Origin of the sequence: Enterobacter sp. JH25 (assembly GCF_021725435.1) — a bacterium.
GTDB lineage: Bacteria > Pseudomonadota > Gammaproteobacteria > Enterobacterales > Enterobacteriaceae > Enterobacter > Enterobacter intestinihominis.
Genome location: NZ_CP091320.1, coordinates 94122 through 120036, shown reverse-complemented (window position 1 = coordinate 120036; position 25915 = coordinate 94122). Strand labels below are relative to the sequence as shown.

Sequence of the window (25915 nt, the reverse complement as noted above, 5' to 3'; positions counted from 1 at the left end):
AAAGGCCTTACATTTCAAAAACTCTGCTTACCAGGCGCATTTCGCCCAGGGGATCACCATAATAAAATGCTGAGGCCTGGCCTTTGCGTAGTGCACGCATCACCTCAATACCTTTGATGGTGGCGTAAGCCGTCTTCATGGATTTAAATCCCAGCGTGGCGCCGATTATCCGTTTCAGTTTGCCATGATCGCATTCAATCACGTTGTTCCGGTACTTAATCTGTCGGTGTTCAACGTCAGACGGGCACCGGCCTTCGCGTTTGAGCAGAGCAAGCGCGCGACCATAGGCGGGCGCTTTATCCGTGTTGATGAATCGCGGGATCTGCCACTTCTTCACGTTGTTGAGGATTTTACCCAGAAACCGGTATGCAGCTTTGCTGTTACGACGGGAGGAGAGATAAAAATCGACAGTGCGGCCCCGGCTGTCGACGGCCCGGTACAGATACGCCCAGCGGCCATTGACCTTCACGTAGGTTTCATCCATGTGCCACGGGCAAAGATCGGAAGGGTTACGCCAGTACCAGCGCAGCCGTTTTTCCATTTCAGGCGCATAACGCTGAACCCAGCGGTAAATCGTGGAGTGATCGACATTCACTCCGCGTTCAGCCAGCATCTCCTGCAGCTCACGGTAACTGATGCCGTATTTGCAGTACCAGCGTACGGCCCACAGAATGATGTCACGCTGAAAATGCCGGCCTTTGAATGGGTTCATGTGCAGCTCCATCAGCAAAAGGGGATGATAAGTTTATCACCACCGACTATTTGCAACAGTGCCCGAAACAGTCTGCACAAGGAAGATAAGGAGTATTCTTAGCAAGATATCTTTGTACCTGAAGACATAAAGCTGGCATCTTTTTCCTTATAGAGTGTATTATGATTAAGTAAATCCTTATCAAAGAATTAGAAAGTGAGGTCGTATGTCTGAAGCACTCAAATCGTTAAACAATATTCGTACTCTTCGCGCCCAGGGCCGCGAGCTGCCTTTAGAAGTACTTGAGGAAATCCTCGAAAAGCTTAATGTCATTGTTGATGAGCGTCGTCAGGAAGAATCATCCAAAGCTGCCGAACTGCAAGCTCGTCAGGAGAAACTTGACGCCCTGCGTAAGTTAATGGAAGAAGATGGTATCAACCCGGAAGAGCTGCTTGGCTCATTCCAGGCCAAATCTACGGCTACCAAGAAAAGCCGTGAACCACGCCCGGCCAAATACTCATTTACTGATGAAAATGGCGAAACAAAAACGTGGACTGGACAGGGCCGTACCCCCAAAGCTCTGGCAGAACAAATTGCAGCCGGTAAAAGTCTTGATGATTTCCTGATCTAACTTTTGCCACCAGTTTTGATAGAGGCCACTTCGGTGGCCTTTTCTCATACGGAATCAATTTCAGGTACAGAACATATGAAAAATTCAGAACCTAAGAGCTGTGATCCCTATGTGGACAGTTTGATTAGAAATGCAGATGCAAAGTAAGCCAGGTCATTTCTCAAAATATTGAAGCCCTTACCATTCCTTATCGTTATCATCGCTGTATTCTTTTTTTGGGTATCGTTTTCCCGTTTATTATCCCAGGTCGCGTAAAACCTTTTTAAAGACTCTTCTTTACCAGATATGCTCCCTCACCGGGATGGTTTCAACCTCTTCAGTTTCCCATATTGGCAAAACCTTCAGGAAATAAGACGATACCCTCCACGCTTTCCATTAAAGCGGGATGACGACGCCCAGTTCTTACGACCAGACTCCACGTTTTCGATTAGGATGCCTTTGGGCCCTTCTAACGAGGCCACCTCAACAACTCGCACTTTCCGGATCAGTCTTGGATCCACTTCTTCCCAGATCTGGCCAACTGTAATATCTTTTTGGGTTTGCATTTAATCTCTCGCTGTCATTTAGTGAACAAGACTAATCCTCGCCGTGGTTCAGCTTATGGCTTTATTTACGCTGACGATCCTTAGCCTTAAATTTTTGCCATCGTATCCGAAGGTTTTCGATGTTAACCGGAACCTGCATGCGTGTCGTCTCTATCTCATTCCCATGCCATTTCAGGAGATCATCATCCAACTCCCGGGCCTCCCGGCTGAAGTAAATTTTCATAGTGTCAGGGTTTATGGCGCAATGGTCATTGTCGAACAGTGTATGGATATCACGGCGAAGTAAAATTCCGTTCGTTACGTCGGGAATGCCTTCTTCATGACGTGGCGTTAAGTGCGCGGCCTCAGTACGCCAGGGGGACCTTACGCCGGTGACAACACATCGCCCGTAGCAATTCAACCTAACATCCCGGGCGAAAGGACCTTGGTCAGGACTGGTGACAGAAGTACATTCCTGGCCCTCTTTGTAGATACGCTTCGGGAAGTCGATAGTGGTTTGAGCTGTTTGGGAAAGTGACACATACGTAACCCCTTTGTATCTCTTTATCCCACCATTAAAAGTGGTAGGAATCGAGCTGGTTATGGCCACCAGTTTCACATCGCCCATTTCGACGATCTTAAGGCTCTTATTAGCGGCTACATGTAACTGGATGAATTTACCTACGTACACATCATGGTTCTCATCTTGTCTTTCAACACACAGGGGTCGTCTCAGAATTCGGAAAATAAAGCACGCTAAGGCGTAGTCACCCCGTGACTCCCCCGCGCCGATGCAGCGAGCTTCGTTCCGTCTTGCAGTGACGCAATCAGCGGGCAGGAAACGTTCCCTTTCCGCGCATGGCAGGCGCACACCAGTTCAGACAGCACGGCCTCCATGCGTGCCAAGTCGGCCATCTTCTCGCGCACATCCTTGAGCTTGTGCTCGGCCAGGCCGCTGGCTTCCTCGCAATGGGTGCCATCCTCCAGCCGCAGTAGCTCGGCGATTTCGTCCAGGCTAAAGCCCAGCCGCTGGGCCGATTTCACGAACCGCACTCGTGTTACATCCGCCTCGCCATAGCGGCGAATGCTGCCATAGGGCTTGTCTGGCTCCGGCAGCAGGCCCTTGCGCTGGTAGAACCGGATGGTCTCCACATTGACCCCGGCCGCCTTGGCAAAAACGCCAATGGTCAGATTCTCAAAATTAATTTGCATATCGCTTGACTCCGTACATAACTACGGAAGTAAGCTTAAGCTATCCAAACCAAATTTGAAAGGACAAGCGTATGTCTGAACCACAAAAGTCTGAACCACAAAACGGGCGCGGCGCGCTCTTCGCCGGTGGGCTGGCCGCCATTCTTGCGTCGGCCTGCTGCCTGGGGCCGCTGGTTTTGATCGCCTTGGGGTTCAGCGGGGCATGGATCGGCAACCTGACGGTGCTGGAACCCTATCGCCCGATCTTCATCGGCGCAGCGCTGGTCGCGCTGTTTTTCGCCTGGCGGCGCATCTACCGCCCGGCGCAAGCCTGCAAACCGGGTGAGGTCTGCGCGATTCCCCAAGTGCGAGCTACTTACAAGCTCATTTTCTGGATCGTGGCCGCGCTGGTCCTGGTCTCGCTCGGATTTCCCTACGTCATGCCATTTTTCTATTAATCACAGGAGTTCATCATGAAAAAACTGTTTGCCGCCCTCGCCCTCGCTGCCGTTGTTGCCCCCGTGTGGGCCGCCACCCAGACCGTCACGCTGTCCGTGCCTGGCATGACCTGCGCCTCTTGCCCGATCACTGTCAAGCACGCGCTTTCCAAGGTTGAGGGCGTGAGCAAGACCGACGTAAGTTTCGACAAGCGCCAGGCCGTCGTCACCTTCGACGATGCCAAGACCAACGTCCAGAAGTTGACCAAGGCGACCGAGGACGCGGGCTATCCGTCCAGCCTCAAACGCTGATCCGTTAACCGAACTCGGGAGCGACACATGGGACTCATCACGCGCATCGCTGGCAAAACCGGCGCGCTCGGCAGCGTCGTTTCCGCGATGGGCTGCGCCGCCTGTTTTCCTGCCATCGCCAGCTTTGGCGCGGCCATCGGACTGGGCTTCTTGAGCCAGTACGAGGGGCTATTCATTGGCATCCTGCTGCCGATGTTCGCCGGCATCGCGTTACTCGCCAATGCTATCGCTTGGCTCAATCATCGACAGTGGCGACGCACGGCGCTCGGCACGATAGGCCCGATCTTGGTGCTGGCAGCGGTGTTTTTAATGCGGGCTTACGGCTGGCAGAGCGGTGGACTGCTCTATGTCGGCCTGGCCTTGATGGTTGGGGTGTCGGTCTGGGATTTCATCTCGCCAGCACATCGCCGCTGCGGGCCGGACAGCTGTGAATTGCCAGAACAACGTGGCTGACGGCAACAGCCGTAGCCACCACAGAAAAGGAAAAATACATGACCACCCTGAAAATCACCGGGATGACCTGCGACTCGTGCGCGGCTCACGTCAAGGAAGCCTTGGAGAAAGTGCCCGGCGTGCAATCGGCGCTGGTGTCCTATCCGAAGGGCACAGCGCAACTCGCCATTGAGGCGGGCACGTCATCGGATGCGCTGACTACCGCCGTGGCCGGACTGGGCTACGAGGCAACGCTTGCCGATGCGCCACCGACGGACAACCGCGCCGGCCTGCTCGACAAGATGCGCGGCTGGATAGGGGCCGCTGATAAGCCCAGTGGCAACGAACGCCCGTTGCAGGTCGTCGTCATTGGTAGCGGTGGAGCCGCGATGGCGGCAGCACTGAAGGCCGTCGAGCAAGGCGCGCAGGTCACGCTGATTGAGCGCGGCACCATCGGCGGCACCTGCGTCAACGTCGGTTGTGTGCCGTCCAAGATCATGATCCGCGCCGCCCACATCGCCCATCTGCGCCGGGAAAGCCCATTCGACGGCGGCATGCCACCCACACCGCCGACGATCTTGCGCGAGCGGCTGCTGGCCCAGCAGCAGGCCCGTGTCGAAGAACTCCGTCATGCCAAGTACGAAGGCATCCTGGACGGCAATTCAGCCATCACCGTTCTGCACGGTGAAGCGCGTTTCAAGGACGACCAGAGCCTTATCGTTAGTTTGAACGAGGGTGGCGAGCGCGTCGTGATGTTCGACCGCTGCCTGGTCGCCACGGGTGCCAGCCCGGCGGTCCCGCCGATTCCGGGCTTGAAAGAGTCACCCTACTGGACTTCCACCGAGGCCCTGGCGAGCGACACCATTCCCGAACGCCTTGCCGTAATCGGCTCGTCGGTGGTGGCGCTGGAGCTGGCGCAAGCCTTTGCCCGGCTGGGCAGCAAGGTCACGGCCCTGGCGCGCAATACCTTGTTCTTCCGTGAAGACCCGGCCATCGGCGAGGCGGTGACAGCCGCTTTCCGTGCCGAGGGCATCGAGGTGCTGGAGCACACGCAAGCCAGCCAGGTCGCCCATATGGACGGTGAATTCGTGCTGACCACCACGCACGGTGAATTGCGCGCCGACAAGCTGCTGGTCGCCACCGGCCGGACACCGAACACGCGCAGCCTGGCATTGGAAGCGGCGGGGGTAGCCGTCAATGCGCAGGGGGCCATCGTCATCGACAAGGGCATGCGCACCAGTAGCCCGAACATCTACGCGGCCGGCGACTGCACCGACCAGCCGCAGTTCGTCTATGTGGCGGCAGCGGCCGGCACTCGTGCGGCGATCAACATGACTGGCGGCGATGCGGCCCTGGACCTGACCGCAATGCCGGCCGTGGTGTTCACCGACCCGCAGGTCGCCACCGTGGGCTACAGCGAGGCGGAAGCACATCACGACGGGATCGAGACCGACAGTCGCCTGCTAACACTGGATAACGTGCCGCGTGCGCTTGCCAACTTCGACACACGCGGCTTCATCAAGCTGGTCATCGAGGAAGGTAGCGGACGGCTCATCGGCGTGCAAGCGGTGGCCCCGGAAGCGGGTGAACTGATCCAGACGGCGGTGCTCGCCATTCGCAACCGTATGACCGTGCAGGAACTGGCCGACCAATTGTTCCCCTACCTGACCATGGTCGAAGGGCTGAAGCTCGCGGCGCAGACCTTCAGCAAGGACGTGAAGCAGCTTTCGTGCTGCGCCGGATGAGGAAAAGGAGGTGTTCAATGAGCGCCTACACAGTGTCCCGGCTGGCCCTTGATGCCGGGGTGAGCGTGCATATCGTGCGCGACTACCTGCTGCGCGGATTGCTACGGCCGGTCGCGTACACCACGGGCGGCTACGGCTTGTTCGATGACACCGCGTTGCAACGGCTGCGCTTTGTACGGGCTGCCTTCGAAGCGGGTATCGGCCTGGACGCACTGGCGCGGCTGTGCCGGGCGCTGGATGCTGCGGACGGTGACGGTGCGTCTGCGCAGCTTGCCGTGTTGCGGCAACTCGTCGAGCGTCGGCGCGAGGCCCTGGCCAGCCTCGAAATGCAACTGGCCGCCATGCCAACCGAACCGGCACAGCACGCGGAGAGTCTGCCATGAACAGCCCAGAGCACTTGCCGTCTGAGACGCACAAACCGATCACCGGCTACTTGTGGGGCGCGCTGGCCGTGCTCACCTGTCCCTGCCATTTGCCGATTCTCGCCATTGTGCTAGCCGGCACGACGGCCGGCGCGTTCATCGGGGAGCACTGGGGTATTGCAGCCCTCACGCTGACCGGCTTGTTTGTCCTGTCTGTGACGCGGCTGCTGCGGGCCTTCAAGGGAAGATCATGACCGCTTCCCAGCCAGCCGAGAGTGGGCAGCTTTGAGCTTCGCTACCAATCTGGAGGAGTACCACCATGAACGCAAACGCCCCGAACACTGCCAGTTGCACCACCTGCTGCGTATGCTGCAAAGAAATTCCGCTCGATGCCGCCTTCACCCCGGAAGGCGCGGAATACGTCGAACATTTCTGCGGGCTGGATTGCTATGAACGCTTCCAGGCACGCGCCAAGGCCGCGACAGAATCTGACATTGCGCCTGTCCTGTCATTTTCAGAAGACGACTGCACCAGTTGATTGGGCGTAATGGCTGTTGTGCAGCCAGCTCCTGACAGTTCAATATCAGAAGTGATCTGCACCAATCTCGACTATGCTCAATACTCGTGTGCACCAAAGCGAGGTGAGCATGGCGACGGAGGCTCTGTTGCAAAGATTGGCGGCAGTCAGAGGTAGGCTGTCGCTCTGCGCCGATCAGGCGGCTGCTGCGAAATGGTGGTTGAGCATGCCCATGGCCTCCGTCAGCGCCGAGGGCCCAATGCCAAAAGCTCTCTCCACAAGGCGCACCTCGCCCCTGATGCCGGGCTGCAGGCACCAGGGGCGAGCCTGTCCTTTGCGCAGGGCTCGCATGACTTCGAATCCCTTGATCGTGGCATAGGCCGTGGGGATCGATTTGAAACCGCGCACCGGCTTGATCAGTATCTTGAGCTTTCCGTGATCGGCCTCGATCACGTTATTGAGATACTTCACCTGCCGGTGGGCCGTCTCCCGGTCCAGCTTTCCTTCGCGCTTCAATTCGGTGATCGCTGCACCATAGCTCGGCGCTTTGTCGGTATTGAGCGTGGCAGGCTTTTCCCAGTGCTTCAGGCCTCGCAGGGCCTTGCCCAGGAACCGCTTCGCTGCCTTGGCGCTGCGGGTCGGCGACAGGTAGAAATCGATCGTGTCGCCCCGCTTGTCGACTGCCCGGTACAGGTAGGTCCACTTGCCCCGCACCTTGACGTAGGTTTCATCCAGGCGCCAGCTCGGATCAAAGCCACGCCGCCAGAACCAGCGCAGCCGCTTCTCCATCTCCGGGGCGTAGCACTGGACCCAGCGATAGATCGTCGTATGGTCGACCGAAATGCCGCGTTCCGCCAGCATTTCCTCAAGGTCGCGATAGCTGATCGGATAGCGACAATACCAGCGCACCGCCCACAGGATCACATCACCCTGGAAATGGCGCCACTTGAAATCCGTCATCGTTCCGTCCGTCCAATCTCCGCCAAGCATGCTCAAGCTTCACGATTTTTGCAACAGAGCCCACACGAGTATTGAGCATAGTCGAGATTGGTGCAGATCACTTCTGATATTGAACTGTCAGGAGCTGGCTGCACAACAGCCATTACGCCCAATCAACTGGTGCAGTCGTCTTCTGAAAATGACATTTGGTATCTCTCATAAACGGATGTTTTTGAGAGAACTATCTTCGGCCTTCACACGCACGAAAGGCGGCGAAGCTCCGCCGTTAATCCGTCCGCCGGAGATCTCGCCCAGGCAGGCTGAAGGCCGAGCAAGCCTGACAGGCCCGAAAAGCCCGGCACGGGCGTCGGCGGCGATGACGGCGGCGGCATTATCCAGGGTTGATGATGGAAGTGGAGGATATCGACAACCTCTCGCGCAACCAAGACATCGCGGTCGGACTGCAAGTGATCTTGAAGCCACGGGCCCGTCCCACCCCGACATGGACCTCGATGCCCGAACGGACGTTAGATTTCGAGTTCTAGGCGTTCTGCGATGAAGGTTGGATCCCAGCCGGGATTGAAAGTGTCGACGTGGGTGAATCCGAGCCGCTCGTATAGGCCACGCAGGTTCGGGTGGCAGTCGAGCCGCAGCTTGGCGCACCCCTGCGTTCGCGCGGCATGGCGGCAAGCCTCGATCAGCGCGGAGCTGACACCCCGGCCCGCATGTGTCCGTCGCACCGCGAGCTTGTGCAGATATGCGGCCTCCCCCTTGAGGGCGTCGGGCCAGAACTCGGGATCCTCGGCCGACAAGGTGCAACAGCCGACGATGCCGTCGCTGCAACTCGCGACTAGGAGCTCGGATCTCAGGACGAAGGTCTCCGCGAATGTCCGGTCGATCCGCGCGACGTCCCAGGCGGGCGTTCCCTTGGCGGACATCCACGCCGCAGCGTCGTGCATCAGCCGCACAACCTCGTCGATATCACCCGAGCAGGCGACCCGAACGTTCGGAGGCTCCTCGCTGTCCATTCGCTCCCCTGGCGCGGTATGAACCGCCGCCTCATAGTGCAGTTTGATCCTGACGAGCCCAGCATGTCTGCGCCCACCTTCGCGGAACCTGACCAGGGTCCGCTAGCGGGCGGCCGGAAGGTGAATGCTAGGCATGATCTAACCCTCGGTCTCTGGCGTCGCGACTGCGAAATTTCGCGAGGGTTTCCGAGAAGGTGATTGCGCTTCGCAGATCTCCAGGCGCGTGGGTGCGGACGTAGTCAGCGCCATTGCCGATCGCGTGAAGTTCCGCCGCAAGGCTCGCTGGACCCAGATCCTTTACAGGAAGGCCAACGGTGGCGCCCAAGAAGGATTTCCGCGACACCGAGACCAATAGCGGAAGCCCCAACGCCGACTTCAGCTTTTGAAGGTTCGACAGCACGTGCAGCGATGTTTCCGGTGCGGGGCTCAAGAAAAATCCCATCCCCGGATCGAGGATGAGCCGGTCGGCAGCGACCCCGCTCCGTCGCAAGGCGGAAACCCGCGCCTCGAAGAACCGCACAATCTCGTCGAGCGCGTCTTCGGGTCGAAGGTGACCGGTGCGGGTGGCGATGCCATCCCGCTGCGCTGAGTGCATAACCACCAGCCTGCAGTCCGCCTCAGCAATATCGGGATAGAGCGCAGGGTCAGGAAATCCTTGGATATCGTTCAGGTAGCCCACGCCGCGCTTGAGCGCATAGCGCTGGGTTTCCGGTTGGAAGCTGTCGATTGAAACACGGTGCATCTGATCGGACAGGGCGTCTAAGAGCGGCGCAATACGTCTGATCTCATCGGCCGGCGATACAGGCCTCGCGTCCGGATGGCTGGCGGCCGGTCCGACATCCACGACGTCTGATCCGACTCGCAGCATTTCGATCGCCGCGGTGACAGCGCCGGCGGGGTCTAGCCGCCGGCTCTCATCGAAGAAGGAGTCCTCGGTGAGATTCAGAATGCCGAACACCGTCACCATGGCGTCGGCCTCCGCAGCGACTTCCACGATGGGGATCGGGCGAGCAAAAAGGCAGCAATTATGAGCCCCATACCTACAAAGCCCCACGCATCAAGCTTTTGCCCATGAAGCAACCAGGCAATGGCTGTAATTATGACGACGCCGAGTCCCGACCAGACTGCATAAGCAACACCGACAGGGATGGATTTCAGAACCAGAGAAAGAAAATAAAATGCGATGCCATAACCGATTATGACAACGGCGGAAGGGGCAAGCTTAGTAAAGCCCTCGGTGCGGCGGACATTATCCGCGAACAGGCTGAACAGCACGGCATTGCGCGGGTAACGGATGTCTGGCTGGAAGTCGGCGCACTGGCGGATGTTGAGGAGAGTGCACTGCATTTCTGTTTTGATATCGCCTGCCGTGATACCGTGGCGCAGGGCTGCACACTGCATATTGATGTTATCCCGGCACAGGCATGGTGCTGGGATTGCAGCCGTGAGGCCGAAATCATGCAGCACGCCGGATGCTGTCCGCACTGCGGCAGTGAACGGCTGCGCATCAGTGAAGGTGATGATTTGCGGGTAAAAAGCCTGGAAGGTGAGTGAGTTTTACGCCGCCGCCGTATTCAGCAGCCAGCGGGCGAATTGCTGCATGGCCGGGGTTTCCGTACGGGACTGTAACCGCGTCAGCCAGTAGCCGCCGAGGGTGATTTCTGCGGCAAACGGCTGTACCAGTGCGCCTGACTGTAACAGGCGGCTGAACATACATACCGGTGCGATCGCTACCCCGGCACCCAGTTGTGCCGCCTCGGCCATGGCCAGTGAGGTATCGAACACCATTACCGGCTGTGACGGGGAAGGCGGTGTGCCGCCCGCACAATCCAGCCAGCGGCTCCATTCATCCCGGCGGAATGAGCGCAGCAGGGTAAAGCGGTGAACATCATCCGGCTGCTGTAACTGTTCTGCAATGGCCGGTGAGCACAGCGGAGCGTGTGGTGCACTGAAAATCAGTTCCGCATCTGACTCATGCCACGCGCCGTTACCGAAACGGATCGTATAATCATGCCCTTCCGCCGCCGGGTCCACATGATTGTTATGGGTGGAGATATGCAGATCAATATGCGGATGGCTGTCATAGAATCCGGCCAGACGCGGCAGCAGCCAGCCTGCGGCAAATGTTCCCACCGCACCGACTTTCACCCGCTCACGGAACTGCCCGTGAGAAAAACACTCCAGAGTATCCGCAATCCGGTCAAACGCCTCATTGAGCACCGGCAGTAATCCCTCACCTTCATGGGTCAGCACCAGCCCGCGCGAGACGCGGGTAAACAGCACACAGCCGAGTTGTTCTTCCAGCGCCCTGACCTGCTGGCTGACGGCGGCATGGGTGACATTCAGCTCAATCGCCGCGCGGGTAAAACTGAGATGACGGGCGGCGGCCTCAAAGGCGCGCAGCGGGTTAAGGGGGAGATAACGTCTGACCATAATCCACCTGTAAGTTTTTCTTTAGGGCAGTTGAGTCTTCATAATGCCTCCTTTGAAGGGAAGGTATAACGTCGGCTGCGGCAGCAGAGAAACGGCATTCCGGCGGTAATACTCTGCTATAGCAGAATCTGCCTTGTTGTAGCGCGGAACTCAAGTGATATTTGCCTCTTGTGTTTGCATTCGAGCTAATCCGGCAGCACTATTACTCCCAAGGGTTCCAGCAGTTGCTCCTGTTGCCAGGCACAGATCTTGACTCCTTCGAGGTTGACCCGTCTGGGGTCGAGCCCATCCAGATCGGCAAAGGTCAGGTCACAGCCCCGCAGATTGACCTGTTGCCAACAGTCGCGGGAGAAGGTGCCGCGGCTGAGATCTGAGCCCATCAAGGAAGCGCCGCTGAGATTGGCATTGCTCCAGTTGTTTTCAAACAGCTCGCATTTTTCCAGGCATTGGCCACTCAAGTTGGTATAGGCCAGGTTGCAACCTGAGATATAAGCCGAGCAGAAGTACATCTTATGGCTGACTTGATTGTAGAAGCGGGCCCGGGAAAAGTTGGCGCCCTTGAGATCGCACTCCCTGAACTCTATGCCAAAGCAGTTGGCACCGCTGAAGTTGGCCAAAGACAGACGGCAGGCCTTGAAACTGGCATCGCGCAGATCGGCATAGCTGAAGTGACACCCTTCAACGGCGCCGCTTTCAATGAAACTGCAATCCTCGAAACTGGCATCCTGCAGCTGACAGTGGCTGAAGTCACACTGATAAAAGCGGCAGCGGCGAAAACGGCTGTCACTCAAATCCTGGCGTGAGAAATCCTCTTGCTGAAAAACTTTATCAATAATATCCATACGGCTTCCTTTAATCAGGGAGGGTGCTAACGGGTATAGGAAGTATAAACCACCTTTTTGCTCCTCATCCGAAGTATCTTACCTGAAATTCCCTCACTCGTTTACCGCTCAAGCCCCAATTTTAACTGCCGGTCCAGCCTAAACCGCTCTAATAAGGTTCGATTTGGCGGTAAAATCTCTAGCCTGATAGCTCGAGAGATACAAACTGCCCCACCGCCCCGTTTAAAAGTTGGCAGTGTTGAGCAGTGTTGGATTTGGGGTCGTCAGTCAAAGAGACGACTCTGTGATGGATCGAACAGGCTGGGAGTCAGTGGCGGCGCTCGTTCTGGTGGCAGCTCACGCTGCTTGGCGGCATTCGCCTTGGCTGTTTTCTGTTTCAGATGCTTGAGAATCTGCTCAATGACCTTCGGATCTTCGATGCTGGCAATCACTTTGACGTGACCGCCGCAGTGTTCGCAGACTTCAATATCAATATTGAAGACTCGCTTGAGGCGTTGCATCCAGGTCATGGCGCGGTGGCGCTCTGCAGGACTCTTGTCACGCCAGTTAGTATCGAGACCTTCCGATTTGTCGGGCTTCTTGCCCCGCTTGGCGGGTGTTACTTGAACTCGGTGTTTGCTGTTCGGTGCAAAGACGCCGTGGAAGCGTGTGAGGTTGACTCGCGGCTTAGGTACCAACGCAGCGAGTTTGGCGATGAAGTCCAGCGGCTCGAAGATCACATGGGTGGTGCCATTGCGGTACGGAGTTTTGAGCTCGTAACGCACCTGCCCATTGGCGGTTAATGCCAGACGTTTTTCTGAAACCGCTGGCCGACTAATGTAGCGACACAAGCGCTCAAGCTTATCCCGCTGATGCGCTTCGGCCATCACACCGGCGTGTAGCGAGAAACCAGCATGGTTGGCTACTCGACTGCTTGAGTCGGCTTTATCCTCACGCCCTGGCAAGGTTTGCAGGGTGAAGACTTTGCGCCCTTGCTGGGGGCCGACGGCAATGCGATACGTAACCGAAGCACCATGTAATTGAGTCAGCGTATCGTCTTCGCCCTCTTCCAGTGTCAACCACGTATTCTCGGCATCACGCTCCAAAATCCCACGCTTTTCCATGCAGCGAGCGATGCGATGGCTGAGGGTGTGAGCGAGCGTATTCAGCTCATCGTAAGTGGGTGCCTTGACACGATGGAAGCGTTGCTTGCCATAGTCATCTTCGGCATAGACACCATCGAGAAACAGCATGTGGTAGTGGACATTGAGATTTAGCGCGGAGCCAAAGCGTTGGATAAGAGTCACTGAGCCAGTTTGTGCAGAGGCTTTGGTGTAACCGGCTTTTTTGATCAGATGAGTTGAGAGTGTACGATAGACGATACTCAAGACCTGGCCCATCAGCTGGGGATGGCGAGCCAGCAAAAAGCGTAGCTGGAAAGGAAAGCTGAGCACCCACTGGCGAATGGGCTCCTTGGGGAAGACTTCGTCTATCAGCAGCGCCGCACTCTCGGCCATCCGGCGGGCACCGCAGCTAGGGCAAAAGCCGCGTCGTTTACAGCTGAAGGCGACCAGACGCTCGTGATGACAATCCTCGCAGCGAACCCGCATGAAACCATACTCCAGACGGCCACATTGGAGGAGGTCGTTGAATTCTTGTTGGATGTAGCGAGGCAGGTGTTGACCTTGGGCTTCGAGTGAGGCTTTGAAGGCTGGGTAGTGCTGCTCAACCAGCTGGTAGAGCAGCGTCTGGTCGGGTTGGTGGCGTTCGTAACCGTTTGTTTGAGTGGGCGATTGACTCGCCGTGGCGTTCCTTGCCAGCGACATGGGTATCCTCCGCTGATACTGTGGTTATGTACAGTATCAGCGGCTTGCGTTCAGACGTCCAGTCTGGCCCTAGACATCGCTAAATGCTTAACCCGCAATAGCCCTCACGAGTTGTTATCAGCCACTACCGGTTGAGCGAGAAGGTTTTGGGTTCAGGGTGCTATTGCTCCACCAATCACAATACTGAAGCCCCAACTGTTATCAGTTGGGGCTTTTTCTTGTCTGTTTGCGGCGGTTGCGTTTTATCGGTAGTCGTCGAGCTCTGCACCATCCCACATAAGAGCTTAACGGTGCGATCTTCAACGCCATCACACAAAACTTTCTTTTTCACGCACAGTCAACTTATTGGATGTTTTATTAACAACCCAAAAGGAGATATTTAGCGGGCGGCCGGAAGGTGAATGCTAGGCATGATCTAACCCTCGGTCTCTGGCGTCGCGACTGCGAAATTTCGCGAGGGTTTCCGAGAAGGTGATTGCGCTTCGCAGATCTCCAGGCGCGTGGGTGCGGACGTAGTCAGCGCCATTGCCGATCGCGTGAAGTTCCGCCGCAAGGCTCGCTGGACCCAGATCCTTTACAGGAAGGCCAACGGTGGCGCCCAAGAAGGATTTCCGCGACACCGAGACCAATAGCGGAAGCCCCAACGCCGACTTCAGCTTTTGAAGGTTCGACAGCACGTGCAGCGATGTTTCCGGTGCGGGGCTCAAGAAAAATCCCATCCCCGGATCGAGGATGAGCCGGTCGGCAGCGACCCCGCTCCGTCGCAAGGCGGAAACCCGCGCCTCGAAGAACCGCACAATCTCGTCGAGCGCGTCTTCGGGTCGAAGGTGACCGGTGCGGGTGGCGATGCCATCCCGCTGCGCTGAGTGCATAACCACCAGCCTGCAGTCCGCCTCAGCAATATCGGGATAGAGCGCAGGGTCAGGAAATCCTTGGATATCGTTCAGGTAGCCCACGCCGCGCTTGAGCGCATAGCGCTGGGTTTCCGGTTGGAAGCTGTCGATTGAAACACGGTGCATCTGATCGGACAGGGCGTCTAAGAGCGGCGCAATACGTCTGATCTCATCGGCCGGCGATACAGGCCTCGCGTCCGGATGGCTGGCGGCCGGTCCGACATCCACGACGTCTGATCCGACTCGCAGCATTTCGATCGCCGCGGTGACAGCGCCGGCGGGGTCTAGCCGCCGGCTCTCATCGAAGAAGGAGTCCTCGGTGAGATTCAGAATGCCGAACACCGTCACCATGGCGTCGGCCTCCGCAGCGACTTCCACGATGGGGATCGGGCGAGCAAAAAGGCAGCAATTATGAGCCCCATACCTACAAAGCCCCACGCATCAAGCTTTTGCCCATGAAGCAACCAGGCAATGGCTGTAATTATGACGACGCCGAGTCCCGACCAGACTGCATAAGCAACACCGACAGGGATGGATTTCAGAACCAGAGAAAGAAAATAAAATGCGATGCCATAACCGATTATGACAACGGCGGAAGGGGCAAGCTTAGTAAAGCCCTCGCTAGATTTTAATGCGGATGTTGCGATTACTTCGCCAACTATTGCGATAACAAGAAAAAGCCAGCCTTTCATGATATATCTCCCAATTTGTGTAGGGCTTATTATGCACGCTTAAAAATAATAAAAGCAGACTTGACCTGATAGTTTGGCTGTGAGCAATTATGTGCTTAGTGCATCTAACGCCGGAGTTAAGCCGCCGCGCGTAGCGCGGTCGGCTTGAACGAATTGTTAGACATCATTTACCAACTGACTTGATGATCTCGCCTTTCACAAAGCGAATAAATTCTTCCAAGTGATCTGCGCGTGAGGCCAAGTGATCTTCTTTTTGTCCCAGATAAGCTTGCTTAGCTTCAAGTAAGACGGGCTGATACTGGGCAGGTAGGCGTTTTATTGCCCAGTCGGCAGCGACATCCTTCGGCGCGATTTTGCCGGTTATTGCGCTGTACCAAATGCGGGACAACGTAAGCACTACATTTCGCTCATCGCCGGCCCAGTCGGGCTGCGAGTTCCATAGCTTCAAGGTTTCCCTCAGCGCCTCGAATAGATCCTGTTCAGGAACCGGGTCAAAGAATTCCTCCGCTGCCGGACCTACCAAGGCAACGCTATGTTCTCTTGCTTTTGTAAGCAGGATAGCTAGATCAATGTCGATCATGGCTGGCTCGAAGATACCCGCAAGAATGTCATTGCGCTGCCATTCTCCAAATTGCAGCTCGCGCTTAGCCGGATAACGCCACGGGATGATGTCGTCATGCACGACAAGGGTGACTTCTATAGCGCGGAGCGTCTCGCTCTCGCCAGGGAAAGCCGAAGCCTCCATAAGGTCATTGAGCAATGCTCGCCGCGTCGTTTCATCAAGCTTTACGGCCACAGTAACCAACAAATCAATATCGCTGTATGGCTTCAGGCCGCCATCCACTGCGGAGCCGTACAAATGCACGGCCAGCAACGTTGATTCCAGATGGCGCTCAATGACGCTTAGCACCTCTGATAGTTGGTTCGAAATTTCGATGGTCACCGCTACCCTCATGATGTCTAACACCTGAGTTAAGCCGCGCCGCGAAGCGGCGTCGGCTTGGACGAATTGTTAGGCCGCATATCGCGACCTGAAAGCGGCACGCAAGACCTCAACCTTTTCCGCCCCGAGTGAGGTGCATGCGAGCCTGTAGGACTCTATGTGCTTTGTAGGCCAGTCCACTGGTGGTACTTCATCGGCATAGTAAAAGTAATCCCAGATGATCGCCTCCCAGCTGTTACAACGGACTGGCCGCCCGGCGATGACGCCCTCAGCCGCCTCTGGGCACGAGCCCTGCGGAGCCTCCGCGATTTCATACGCTTCGTCTGCCCACCAAGCAGGTTCGCAGTCAAGTAACTCATCCCCGATCTCCGCTAAGAATCCATAGTCCAACTCCTCCATGACGCGCCCGCCGAGCATTTCAACTATTGCCTCGAGCTCGCCGCGCCTCTCGCCGGGAAACGTCAGATCAATATCATCGTGCTTGCGTGTTACACGCCCTAGCCGTGCATCGATCGCCCAGCCCCCACCGATCCAGAGCGGCAGATTTCGCTCATCTGCCGCAGCTAGAATTTTGTGTATCAATGTGACCTGCGTTGTGTCCATGCGGCCTAACTTTGTTTTAGGGCGACTGCCCTGCTGCGTAACATCGTTGCTGCTCCATAACATCAAACATCGACCCACGGCGTAACGCGCTTGCTGCTTGGATGCCCGAGGCATAGACTGTACAAAAAAACAGTCATAACAAGCCATGAAAACCGCCACTGCGCCGTTACCACCGCTGCGTTCGGTCAAGGTTCTGGACCAGTTGCGTGAGCGCATACGCTACTTGCATTACAGTTTACGAACCGAACAGGCTTATGTCCACTGGGTTCGTGCCTTCATCCGTTTCCACGGTGTGCGTCACCCGGCAACCTTGGGCAGCAGCGAAGTCGAGGCATTTCTGTCCTGGCTGGCGAACGAGCGCAAGGTTTCGGTCTCCACGCATCGTCAGGCATTGGCGGCCTTGCTGTTCTTCTACGGCAAGGTGCTGTGCACGGATCTGCCCTGGCTTCAGGAGATCGGAAGACCTCGGCCGTCGCGGCGCTTGCCGGTGGTGCTGACCCCGGATGAAGTGGTTCGCATCCTCGGTTTTCTGGAAGGCGAGCATCGTTTGTTCGCCCAGCTTCTGTATGGAACGGGCATGCGGATCAGTGAGGGTTTGCAACTGCGGGTCAAGGATCTGGATTTCGATCACGGCACGATCATCGTGCGGGAGGGCAAGGGCTCCAAGGATCGGGCCTTGATGTTACCCGAGAGCTTGGCACCCAGCCTGCGCGAGCAGCTGTCGCGTGCACGGGCATGGTGGCTGAAGGACCAGGCCGAGGGCCGCAGCGGCGTTGCGCTTCCCGACGCCCTTGAGCGGAAGTATCCGCGCGCCGGGCATTCCTGGCCGTGGTTCTGGGTTTTTGCGCAGCACACGCATTCGACCGATCCACGGAGCGGTGTCGTGCGTCGCCATCACATGTATGACCAGACCTTTCAGCGCGCCTTCAAACGTGCCGTAGAACAAGCAGGCATCACGAAGCCCGCCACACCGCACACCCTCCGCCACTCGTTCGCGACGGCCTTGCTCCGCAGCGGTTACGACATTCGAACCGTGCAGGATCTGCTCGGCCATTCCGACGTCTCTACGACGATGATTTACACGCATGTGCTGAAAGTTGGCGGTGCCGGAGTGCGCTCACCGCTTGATGCGCTGCCGCCCCTCACTAGTGAGAGGTAGGGCAGCGCAAGTCAATCCTGGCGGATTCACTACCCCTGCGCGAAGGCCATCGGTGCCGCATCGAACGGCCGGTTGCGGAAAGTCCTCCCTGCGTCCGCTGATGGCCGGCAGCAGCCCGTCGTTGCCTGATGGATCCAACCCCTCCGCTGCTATAGTGCAGTCGGCTTCTGACGTTCAGTGCAGCCGTCTTCTGAAAACGACAAACGATGTCAGAATAGAGTTAAATTTCCTATTGATTGACATATTCCGTCAAAGGTAATAGATTTCATCCTGACACTTTTGCCTTTGGAGGCATCTTGCAAGGTCAACGCATCGGCTATGTCCGCGTCAGCAGCTTCGACCAGAACCCGGAACGGCAATTGGAGGGTGTTCAGGTGGCGCGGGTGTTCACCGACAAGGCTTCTGGCAAGGACACCCAGCGTCCCGAGCTGGAAAGGCTGCTGGCCTTCGTCCGCGAGGGCGACACCGTGGTGGTGCATAGCATGGACAGGCTGGCACGCAACCTTGATGACCTGCGCCGCATCGTCCAAGGGCTGACACAACGGGGCGTGCGCATGGAGTTCGTCAAAGAAGGGCTGAAGTTCACCGGCGAGGACTCACCGATGGCCAATCTGATGCTGTCGGTCATGGGAGCCTTCGCTGAGTTCGAGCGCGCCCTGATCCGCGAACGTCAGCGCGAGGGAATCGTGCTGGCCAAGCAGCGCGGTGCCTACCGGGGACGAAAGAAATCGCTGAACAGCGAACAAATTGCCGAGTTGAAACGGCGAGTTGCGGCAGGCGACCAAAAAACCTTGGTGGCCCGTGACTTCGGCATCAGCCGCGAAACCTTGTACCAGTACCTGCGGGAAGACTGACCATGCCACGCCGCTCAATCCTGTCCGCCACCGAGCGCGAAAGCCTGCTGGCACTGCCAGATGCCAAAGACGAACTGATACGGCACTACACGTTCAACGAAACCGACCTGTCGGTGATCCGTCAGCGTCGCGGCGCCGCGAATCGATTGGGCTTCGCTGTGCAGCTTTGCTACTTGCGATTCCCTGGCACCTTTTTGGGCGTCGATGAGCCTCCGTTTCCGCCCCTGTTGCGCATGGTGGCCGCGCAACTCAAGATGCCAGTGGAAAGTTGGAGCGAGTACGGCCAGCGCGAACAGACACGGCGGGAGCACTTGGTCGAGCTGCAAACGGTTTTTGGGTTCAAGCCCTTCACCATGAGCCACTATCGGCAAGCCGTGCATACATTGACCGAGCTGGCCTTGCAGACCGACAAAGGCATCGTGCTGGCGAGCGCACTTGTCGAGAATCTGCGGCGGCAGAGCATTATCCTGCCCGCCATGAATGCCATCGAGCGCGCAAGCGCCGAGGCCATCACCCGTGCCAACCGACGCATTTACGCGGCGCTGACCGATTCTTTGTTATCACCCCACCGTCAGCGCCTGGACGAACTTCTCAAGCGCAAGGACGGCAGTAAAGTGACGTGGCTGGCATGGCTGCGCCAGTCGCCTGCCAAACCGAACTCTCGCCACATGCTCGAACATATTGAGCGCCTGAAATCCTGGCAAGCACTTGATCTGCCCGCAGGCATCGAGCGGCAGGTTCACCAGAACCGCCTGCTCAAAATCGCTCGTGAAGGTGGCCAGATGACGCCTGCTGATCTGGCAAAGTTCGAGGTGCAACGACGCTATGCCACGCTGGTAGCGCTGGCCATCGAAGGCATGGCCACCGTCACCGATGAAATCATCGACCTTCACGATCGCATCATCGGCAAGCTGTTCAACGCGGCCAAGAACAAGCATCAGCAGCAGTTCCAGGCTTCCGGCAAGGCGATCAACGACAAGGTGCGGATGTATGGGCGCATCGGTCAAGCGTTGATTGAGGCCAAGCAAAGCGGCAGCGATCCGTTCGCCGCCATCGAGGCCGTTATGCCCTGGGACACCTTCGCCGCCAGCGTCACCGAAGCGCAAACATTGGCGCGGCCTGCCGACTTTGATTTCCTGCACCACATCGGTGAAAGCTATGCCACGCTACGCCGCTACGCGCCGCAGTTCCTGGGCGTGCTCAAATTGCGGGCTGCGCCCGCCGCCAAGGGTGTGCTCGATGCCATCGACATGCTGCGCGGCATGAACAGCGACAGCGCGCGCAAGGTGCCCGCCGATGCGCCAACCGCATTCATCAAGCCGCGCTGGGCAAAGCTGGTTCTGACCGACGACGGCATCGACCGGCGTTACTACGAGTTATGCGCCCTGTCGGAGCTGAAGAACGCGCTGCGCTCCGGTGATGTCTGGGTGCAGGGTTCTCGCCAGTTCAAGGACTTCGACGAATACCTGGTGCCGGTCGAGAAGTTCGCCACTTTGAAGCTGGCCAGCGAATTGCCGCTGGCAGTGGCCACCGACTGCGACCAATACCTGCATGACCGGTTGGAATTGTTGGAGGCGCAACTCGCCACAGTCAACCGCATGGCTGCGGCCAACGACTTACCGGATGCCATCATCACCACCGCGTCAGGCCTGAAGATCACGCCGCTGGACGCGGCAGTACCAGACGCCGCGCAAGCCATGATCGACCAGACAGCTATGCTGCTGCCGCACCTCAAAATCACCGAGTTGCTGATGGAGGTCGATGAATGGACGGGCTTCACCCGCCACTTCACACACCTGAAGACCAGCGACACGGCCAAGGACAAAACCTTGCTGTTGACGACGATCCTGGCCGACGCGATCAACCTGGGTCTGACCAAAATGGCCGAGTCCTGCCCTGGCACCACCTACGCCAAGCTGTCTTGGCTGCAAGCCTGGCACATCCGCGATGAAACCTATTCGACGGCGCTGGCCGAGCTGGTGAATGCGCAGTTTCGGCAACCCTTCGCCGGCAACTGGGGTGACGGCACCACGTCATCGTCGGACGGCCAGAACTTCAGAACCGGCAGCAAAGCAGAAAGCACTGGTCATATCAACCCGAAGTATGGAAGCAGTCCAGGACGGACTTTCTACACCCATATCTCCGACCAGTACGCGCCCTTCAGTGCCAAGGTGGTCAACGTGGGCATTCGTGATTCAACTTACGTGCTTGATGGCCTGCTGTACCACGAGTCGGACTTGCGCATCGAGGAACACTACACCGACACGGCAGGCTTCACCGATCACGTGTTTGGCTTGATGCATTTGCTGGGATTTCGCTTCGCGCCGCGTATCCGTGACTTGGGCGAAACCAAGCTATTCATCCCCAAGGGCGATGCCGCCTATGACGCGCTCAAGCCGATGATTAGCAGCGACAGGCTGAACATCAAGCAAATACGCGCCCATTGGGATGAAATTCTGCGGCTGGCCACCTCCATCAAGCAAGGCACGGTAACGGCTTCGCTGATGCTGCGCAAACTCGGCAGCTACCCGCGCCAGAACGGCTTGGCCGTGGCGTTGCGCGAGCTGGGGCGCATCGAGCGCACGCTGTTCATTTTGGATTGGCTGCAAAGCGTGGAGCTGCGCCGCCGCGTCCATGCGGGGCTGAATAAGGGCGAGGCGCGCAACGCGCTGGCCAGGGCGGTCTTCTTCTACCGATTGGGTGAAATCCGCGACCGCAGTTTTGAGCAGCAGCGCTACCGGGCCAGCGGCCTCAATCTGGTGACGGCGGCCATCGTGTTGTGGAACACGGTATATCTGGAGCGTGCCACCAGTGCTTTGCGTGGCAACGGCACGGCGCTGGACGACACATTGTTGCAATATCTGTCGCCGCTGGGGTGGGAGCACATCAACCTGACCGGCGATTACCTATGGCGCAGCAGCGCCAAGGTCGGTGCGGGGAAGTTTAGGCCATTGCGACCGCTGCCACCGGCTTAGCGTGCTTTATTTAATGAGATGGTCACTCCCTCCTTCCCGGTACTATGCTGAGGACAGGCTTTCATTCGGAGAACTATCATGGAAAACATTGCGCTCATTGGTATCGATCTGGGTAAAAACTCTTTCCATATTCATTGCCAGGATCGTCGCGGGAAGGCTGTTTACCGTAAAAAATTTACCCGGCCAAAGTTGATCGAATTTTTGGCGACATGCCCCGCTACAACCATCGCAATGGAAGCCTGTGGCGGTTCTCACTTTATGGCACGCAAGTTGGAAGAGTTGGGGCATTCCCCAAAGCTGATATCACCACAATTTGTCCGCCCGTTCGTTAAAAGCAATAAAAACGACTTTGTCGACGCCGAAGCTATTTGTGAAGCTGCATCGCGTCCGTCTATGCGTTTTGTGCAGCCCAGAACGGAATCTCAGCAGGCAATGCGGGCTCTGCATCGTGTCCGTGAATCCCTGGTTCAGGATAAGGTAAAAACAACCAATCAAATGCATGCTTTTCTGCTGGAATTTGGCATTAGCGTTCCCCGAGGAGCTGCCGTTATTAGCCGACTGAGTACCATTCTTGAGGATAATAGTTTGCCTCTTTACCTCAGCCAGTTATTGCTGAAATTACAACAGCATTATCACTATCTTGTTGAGCAGATTAAAGATTTGGAATCCCAGTTGAAACGAAAGTTGGACGAAGATGAGGTTGGACAGCGCTTGCTGAGCATTCCCTGCGTCGGAACACTGACAGCGAGTACTATTTCAACTGAGATTGGCGACGGGAAGCAGTACGCCAGCAGCCGTGACTTTGCGGCGGCAACAGGGCTTGTACCTCGGCAGTACAGCACGGGAGGTAGGACGACATTGCTGGGAATTAGTAAGCGAGGTAATAAAAAGATCCGAACTTTGTTGGTTCAATGTGCCAGGGTATTCATACAAAAACTGGAACACCAGTCTGGCAAATTGGCCGATTGGGTCAGGGATTTACTGTGCCGGAAAAGCAACTTTGTCGTCACTTGTGCTCTGGCAAACAAGCTGGCCAGAATAGCCTGGGCCCTAACGGCACGACAGCAAACTTATGTAGCATAACGGCAGAAATACACCGGTTTAAAGAATTACTGATCTGGTTTTGCGAATACTGATATTGATGATACTAACGGCCCACCGGCCTGTTGAGGAACCTGTAAAACGGAAAGGCTCATTGAAGCCGTATATTTTCTGGAGGTTCATCAGGCGCGGAACTCATCAAGGCGCGGGAATAAAATCCCATTCAGACGCCGGATAGATTCAAGCAAGCCAACTTGTCGTCAAAATCGGTGTTGCAAAAACGGGAGTGACCATAGATTCCGTTTTCTGAGACGACCCCATCTACGTCAGGTTTCCGCTTTGGTTCGCTGGTGGCCGTCTCAGCTTGTTTTAGGGTGGAACGTGGATAGGCCAGGTTATATGCTGCGCCTGTGGTCATTTGCTCGATGACCGCAGGTGCATAACCTTCTGCTTCCAGCTTACGATATGCAGCCCGGTAGTCTCTTTGGGTTTTCAGCGGGTATATCTTTCCGCCTTTACCATCGAAAGCGATAAACCAGAAATCGTCCGTGCCAGTTTCCAGATTTCTGCAACGTTTCAGATGCCATCCGCCTTCTCTCGCCCAGATGGTACGGTTATTTCTGGCATTCGTTTTGTCATAACCGTTCTCGTCAAGCCAGCTATCAAAGCTGGTCAGCCCCAGATCCTGAACCTCCAGAGAAGGCACTCGAATGACCTGCAAGGTATGGCGGGGTCTTGGCTCTCTCATCTTGATCTCTTCCTAGCGCTGGTCTGGGAAATACGGATATTGCGGGCCATATTCATAGTCATGCGGGCCTGGCTCAACTTCCCAGAATGGACGGCCGCTAATTGTCTTTGGACCGCGCTCGTTTACGATGTCTTCTACATCCTGAATATTAAATGGCATCGTTGCCAGTAACAGCTGATCTTCGGGTGTCAGCGTCACAGTTGCACCGTCGATACGGCTGTAAAGGTCGGCAAACTGTTTACCTGCACCGTGCAACCGGTGCTCCGCTACACTTCTGATTGCGTGTAAGTCCAGCTCCGCCGCTTCCATGCGATCCACGTATAGTTTCATTTCTTTACGCAAAGCGCTCAGCTCACGGGCTTTAATAAACCCGCAGGCGTACCCACCCAGGGCGATAACTGCAATGATTGCTAAAATTGCCATTTTTTTCTCTCACGTGATTGCGGCCGTTACTCTAGTCTTAATGTGAAGTCTGGGAATTCGCTGGATGTTAAGTACGTTTTCATCCCCAGACTGACAGATGCTAAGGCGCGATCCCAACACTCCATTTGTAAGTATCAGGCCCATCTTCTCCGCTGGTGGCATCTGCTACAATCTGTGCATAACGTTCTCCAGCAAGTTCTCTTACCATCTGATCCACGACCCATTGCAGATGATGCATTTCATCGGTTCCGCCGTAACGACAAGCCAACTCAATAGCCCGCTCTATTCTTTTTTGTTCTTCAGTCATACTGAATCCTCACGCTTACATCAGCTATTCTGAAAACATGCACACTATAAATTGCGGCTGTCATTTCTCAGCCAGGCGCCTGCATTGCTGCCTCATTCCATCAAAAATACTTTCCGCAAGCTGCTGGGGGAACTGGTCCGGAAGAAGCCCGCTAACACGTTCAATGACACCCGGGGTTCTGGCGATGATTTCCTCTATCATCGCCTCTGTCTGCTGTTTACTCAGGCCGGTTATCTCACCATGCCTGATCCAGTGGCGTCGTTGTATTCGATATATCTGGTAATAGTTGCTACTGCCACGTACGGCCATCGCCAGTTTGCACTTCTGCCAGGATATCTGATTGTTCCCATGACCGATCACCGGCCATGCCGACAACACATCATAGAGTGGTGTAAGGTGATAACGTCCCTGTGGCCCAATAGAAATACTGAAATTTTTAGCGTGGCCATCTGTTGCGGCCATCATCCAGAAAACTATCTGCGTCATAAAAAACTGCGCTTTGTCACGCTCAGCACGGTCTGAATTACTCAGAACTTCCATAATTTCCGATATACCTGGCCCGCCGTCCGCCTGATATTTTCGTAATGGCGAAATGCCCAGGGCCTGACACATATCCTCCTGGGGTAAACGAATGATCCATTGTCCGTTTCCTGACCATTTTCGGTCAAAACGTTCTACCACCAGCGCTTTCTGATCTTCAAAGTGAGCAATCTGCGTTCTTGCCACGGGGAGCCCGTACTGTTCGAGAAGTACCGAGCAGAGCCATTCATTTTCAACCGACGAGCGCATGTCGGCTTTCATGTTCCCCACAAGTCCGAGCGGTAGCTTGAATATATGCGTCGTTGGTGTATTACCCTCCGGCATACACCACCGATCTTCATGCCACAGTAGGGCTGTTTTCTCCTGAGCACCGGCAATAGATAAACGTAAGTCGTCGTTATCTTCTGGCCTGCCCGGTAGCAATGTCTCCGTGGTATTACGCAAAGTTGCCGCAATTTCTGATTCAGTAAGCGGGTGATACTTCACGGAATATAAATCTGTGGGTTCATCTCCGTCATGAAGCAGCTGTATCGCGCCCACGCAGTCTTTTCCCAGCTCCGTCAGAAGATCAAAAGGCTCCAGGCTATCGGCCTTGTAACGCATTGCCAGACGTCTGCGTATGCCTTCGCTGTCCGGGAGTAAATTATCAAAATAGTCACGTACCACATTTCCACGCCAGACCTGGTTCCCGGGAGTAAAAGGAAGGGACAATGACAGCGGCCTTCCCTGTTCGTCTGCACTCCAGTCAGGAAGGTATTGTAAGCTGTCTACCCCTTTACTTTTTTCCCAGTATCCGACTTTGATTCCGTTCATCCAGATTGCCAGACGCTGCTGTTTCCGGCTCATAT

General features: G+C 56.3%; 29 protein-coding genes and 4 pseudogenes. 14 read left to right on the top strand and 19 right to left on the bottom strand.

Features of this window, described 5'->3' with window-relative positions; translation table 11 throughout:
- Nucleotides 1–7: 7 nt before the first annotated feature.
- Complete coding sequence (locus tag L2Y28_RS23210; protein ID WP_001067855.1) at nt 8–712, bottom strand: IS6-like element IS26 family transposase; 705 nt, start codon at nt 710–712, stop codon at nt 8–10.
- A 205-nt stretch (nt 713–917) separates the two neighbouring features.
- On the opposite strand from L2Y28_RS23210, the gene L2Y28_RS23205 reads away from it, so the two are divergent.
- Nucleotides 918–1322: an H-NS family nucleoid-associated regulatory protein gene (locus tag L2Y28_RS23205; protein WP_001287391.1), complete on the top strand. Its 405-nt coding sequence runs from the start codon at nt 918–920 to the stop codon at nt 1320–1322.
- 606 nt (nt 1323–1928) lie between these two features.
- Here L2Y28_RS23205 and L2Y28_RS23200 read toward each other — a convergent pair.
- Both L2Y28_RS23200 and merR read right to left on the bottom strand, forming a co-directional pair.
- A complete protein-coding gene (locus L2Y28_RS23200) occupies nt 1929–2537 on the bottom strand; it encodes an HNH endonuclease signature motif containing protein (protein WP_000289256.1) in 609 nt (202 codons plus the stop codon).
- Between the two features lie 65 nt (nt 2538–2602).
- On the bottom strand, nt 2603–3058 hold the full coding sequence (gene merR / locus L2Y28_RS23195; RefSeq protein WP_001166628.1) for an Hg(II)-responsive transcriptional regulator: 456 nt from the start codon (nt 3056–3058) through the stop codon (nt 2603–2605).
- A gap of 71 nt (nt 3059–3129) precedes the next feature.
- Here merR and merT point away from each other — a divergent pair, with 71 nt between their 5' ends.
- From merT to L2Y28_RS23155, 8 genes and pseudogenes are all read left to right on the top strand, one after another.
- Entirely contained in the window at nt 3130–3495 is a 366-nt protein-coding gene (merT, locus tag L2Y28_RS23190; RefSeq protein ID WP_001294656.1) for a mercuric ion transporter MerT, read from the top strand.
- 15 nt (nt 3496–3510) lie between these two features.
- Complete coding sequence (gene merP / locus L2Y28_RS23185; protein WP_000732275.1) at nt 3511–3786, top strand: mercury resistance system periplasmic binding protein MerP; 276 nt, start codon at nt 3511–3513, stop codon at nt 3784–3786.
- A 27-nt stretch (nt 3787–3813) separates the two neighbouring features.
- Nucleotides 3814–4239 carry an organomercurial transporter MerC gene (merC, locus tag L2Y28_RS23180; RefSeq protein ID WP_000522996.1) on the top strand — a complete coding sequence of 142 codons (426 nt, stop codon included), beginning with the start codon at nt 3814–3816 and terminating at the stop codon, nt 4237–4239.
- Between the two features lie 38 nt (nt 4240–4277).
- Entirely contained in the window at nt 4278–5963 is a 1686-nt protein-coding gene (merA, locus tag L2Y28_RS23175; RefSeq protein WP_000209296.1) for a mercury(II) reductase, read from the top strand.
- 17 nt (nt 5964–5980) lie between these two features.
- A complete protein-coding gene (merD, locus tag L2Y28_RS23170; RefSeq protein ID WP_001277466.1) occupies nt 5981–6346 on the top strand; it encodes a mercury resistance co-regulator MerD in 366 nt (121 codons plus the stop codon).
- Nucleotides 6343–6579, top strand: coding sequence for a broad-spectrum mercury transporter MerE (merE, locus tag L2Y28_RS23165; protein WP_001087807.1), 237 nt, complete (start codon nt 6343–6345; stop codon nt 6577–6579). The genes merD and merE overlap by 4 nt, the downstream gene beginning before the upstream one ends.
- A 65-nt stretch (nt 6580–6644) precedes the next feature.
- Nucleotides 6645–6830 (top strand): annotated as a pseudogene (locus L2Y28_RS23160) (DUF3330 domain-containing protein); the annotation flags it as partial.
- A 2-nt stretch (nt 6831–6832) separates the two neighbouring features.
- Nucleotides 6833–6898 (top strand): annotated as a pseudogene (locus L2Y28_RS23155) (EAL domain-containing protein); the annotation flags it as partial.
- Nucleotides 6899–7037: 139 nt separating this feature from the next.
- Here the strand turns inward: L2Y28_RS23155 and L2Y28_RS23150 are convergent.
- From L2Y28_RS23150 to L2Y28_RS23130, 5 genes and pseudogenes are all read right to left on the bottom strand, one after another.
- Nucleotides 7038–7802, bottom strand: coding sequence for an IS6-like element IS6100 family transposase (locus L2Y28_RS23150; protein ID WP_001389365.1), 765 nt, complete (start codon nt 7800–7802; stop codon nt 7038–7040).
- Nucleotides 7803–7919: 117 nt separating this feature from the next.
- A pseudogene (locus tag L2Y28_RS23145) lies at nt 7920–7988 on the bottom strand (EAL domain-containing protein); the annotation flags it as partial.
- A gap of 320 nt (nt 7989–8308) precedes the next feature.
- Nucleotides 8309–8809, bottom strand: a complete 501-nt coding sequence (locus L2Y28_RS23140) for a GNAT family N-acetyltransferase (RefSeq protein ID WP_000376623.1) — start codon at nt 8807–8809, stop codon at nt 8309–8311.
- A 127-nt stretch (nt 8810–8936) separates the two neighbouring features.
- Nucleotides 8937–9776 carry a sulfonamide-resistant dihydropteroate synthase Sul1 gene (sul1, locus tag L2Y28_RS23135; protein ID WP_000259031.1) on the bottom strand — a complete coding sequence of 280 codons (840 nt, stop codon included), beginning with the start codon at nt 9774–9776 and terminating at the stop codon, nt 8937–8939.
- Nucleotides 9770–10105: a multidrug efflux SMR transporter gene (locus L2Y28_RS23130; RefSeq protein WP_052238321.1), complete on the bottom strand. Its 336-nt coding sequence runs from the start codon at nt 10103–10105 to the stop codon at nt 9770–9772. The genes sul1 (L2Y28_RS23135) and L2Y28_RS23130 overlap by 7 nt, the downstream gene beginning before the upstream one ends.
- On the opposite strand from L2Y28_RS23130, the gene hypA reads away from it, so the two are divergent.
- Nucleotides 9998–10363 (top strand): hydrogenase maturation nickel metallochaperone HypA, encoded by a 366-nt coding sequence (gene hypA / locus L2Y28_RS23125; RefSeq protein ID WP_025999322.1) that lies wholly within the window; start codon nt 9998–10000, stop codon nt 10361–10363. The genes L2Y28_RS23130 and hypA overlap by 108 nt on opposite strands.
- A gap of 3 nt (nt 10364–10366) precedes the next feature.
- On the opposite strand, the gene ampR is transcribed toward hypA, so the two are convergent.
- From ampR to aadB, 7 genes and pseudogenes are all read right to left on the bottom strand, one after another.
- The gene (gene ampR / locus L2Y28_RS23120) at nt 10367–11242 is read right to left on the bottom strand and encodes a LysR family transcriptional regulator AmpR (protein WP_004193231.1); all 876 of its coding nucleotides are present in this window, start codon (nt 11240–11242) and stop codon (nt 10367–10369) included.
- 185 nt (nt 11243–11427) lie between these two features.
- Nucleotides 11428–12084 (bottom strand): quinolone resistance pentapeptide repeat protein QnrA1, encoded by a 657-nt coding sequence (locus L2Y28_RS23115; protein ID WP_012579084.1) that lies wholly within the window; start codon nt 12082–12084, stop codon nt 11428–11430.
- Between the two features lie 263 nt (nt 12085–12347).
- On the bottom strand, nt 12348–13889 hold the full coding sequence (locus L2Y28_RS23110; protein WP_000050481.1) for an IS91-like element ISCR1 family transposase: 1542 nt from the start codon (nt 13887–13889) through the stop codon (nt 12348–12350).
- 404 nt (nt 13890–14293) lie between these two features.
- A complete protein-coding gene (gene sul1 / locus L2Y28_RS23105) occupies nt 14294–15133 on the bottom strand; it encodes a sulfonamide-resistant dihydropteroate synthase Sul1 (protein WP_000259031.1) in 840 nt (279 codons plus the stop codon).
- Nucleotides 15127–15474: a quaternary ammonium compound efflux SMR transporter QacE delta 1 gene (locus tag L2Y28_RS23100; RefSeq protein ID WP_000679427.1), complete on the bottom strand. Its 348-nt coding sequence runs from the start codon at nt 15472–15474 to the stop codon at nt 15127–15129. The genes sul1 (L2Y28_RS23105) and L2Y28_RS23100 overlap by 7 nt, the downstream gene beginning before the upstream one ends.
- A gap of 116 nt (nt 15475–15590) precedes the next feature.
- Nucleotides 15591–16429, bottom strand: a pseudogene (locus tag L2Y28_RS23095) (AadA family aminoglycoside 3''-O-nucleotidyltransferase).
- Nucleotides 16430–16486: 57 nt separating this feature from the next.
- Nucleotides 16487–17020 carry an aminoglycoside nucleotidyltransferase ANT(2'')-Ia gene (gene aadB, locus L2Y28_RS23090; protein ID WP_000381802.1) on the bottom strand — a complete coding sequence of 178 codons (534 nt, stop codon included), beginning with the start codon at nt 17018–17020 and terminating at the stop codon, nt 16487–16489.
- Nucleotides 17021–17165: 145 nt separating this feature from the next.
- Here aadB and intI1 point away from each other — a divergent pair, with 145 nt between their 5' ends.
- The 4 genes from intI1 (at nt 17166) to L2Y28_RS23070 (ending at nt 23091) form a co-directional block, all read left to right on the top strand.
- Nucleotides 17166–18179: a class 1 integron integrase IntI1 gene (intI1, locus tag L2Y28_RS23085; protein ID WP_000845048.1), complete on the top strand. Its 1014-nt coding sequence runs from the start codon at nt 17166–17168 to the stop codon at nt 18177–18179.
- Between the two features lie 296 nt (nt 18180–18475).
- Complete coding sequence (locus tag L2Y28_RS23080; protein WP_001162012.1) at nt 18476–19033, top strand: recombinase family protein; 558 nt, start codon at nt 18476–18478, stop codon at nt 19031–19033.
- A gap of 2 nt (nt 19034–19035) precedes the next feature.
- Complete coding sequence (locus tag L2Y28_RS23075) at nt 19036–22008, top strand: Tn3 family transposase (RefSeq protein ID WP_001138073.1); 2973 nt, start codon at nt 19036–19038, stop codon at nt 22006–22008.
- A 78-nt stretch (nt 22009–22086) separates the two neighbouring features.
- Nucleotides 22087–23091, top strand: coding sequence for an IS110-like element IS4321 family transposase (locus tag L2Y28_RS23070; protein ID WP_000427623.1), 1005 nt, complete (start codon nt 22087–22089; stop codon nt 23089–23091).
- A 181-nt stretch (nt 23092–23272) separates the two neighbouring features.
- Here L2Y28_RS23070 and L2Y28_RS23065 read toward each other — a convergent pair whose 3' ends face one another.
- The 4 genes from L2Y28_RS23065 to L2Y28_RS23050 form a co-directional block, all read right to left on the bottom strand.
- Complete coding sequence (locus L2Y28_RS23065; RefSeq protein ID WP_001805097.1) at nt 23273–23797, bottom strand: hypothetical protein; 525 nt, start codon at nt 23795–23797, stop codon at nt 23273–23275.
- Nucleotides 23798–23809: 12 nt separating this feature from the next.
- The gene (locus tag L2Y28_RS23060) at nt 23810–24220 is read right to left on the bottom strand and encodes a hypothetical protein (RefSeq protein ID WP_000985909.1); all 411 of its coding nucleotides are present in this window, start codon (nt 24218–24220) and stop codon (nt 23810–23812) included.
- Between the two features lie 100 nt (nt 24221–24320).
- Nucleotides 24321–24527 carry a hypothetical protein gene (locus L2Y28_RS23055; protein WP_000134171.1) on the bottom strand — a complete coding sequence of 69 codons (207 nt, stop codon included), beginning with the start codon at nt 24525–24527 and terminating at the stop codon, nt 24321–24323.
- A 60-nt stretch (nt 24528–24587) separates the two neighbouring features.
- Nucleotides 24588–25913 carry a type II toxin-antitoxin system HipA family toxin gene (locus L2Y28_RS23050; RefSeq protein WP_000088044.1) on the bottom strand — a complete coding sequence of 442 codons (1326 nt, stop codon included), beginning with the start codon at nt 25911–25913 and terminating at the stop codon, nt 24588–24590.
- Nucleotides 25914–25915 lie beyond the last annotated feature (2 nt).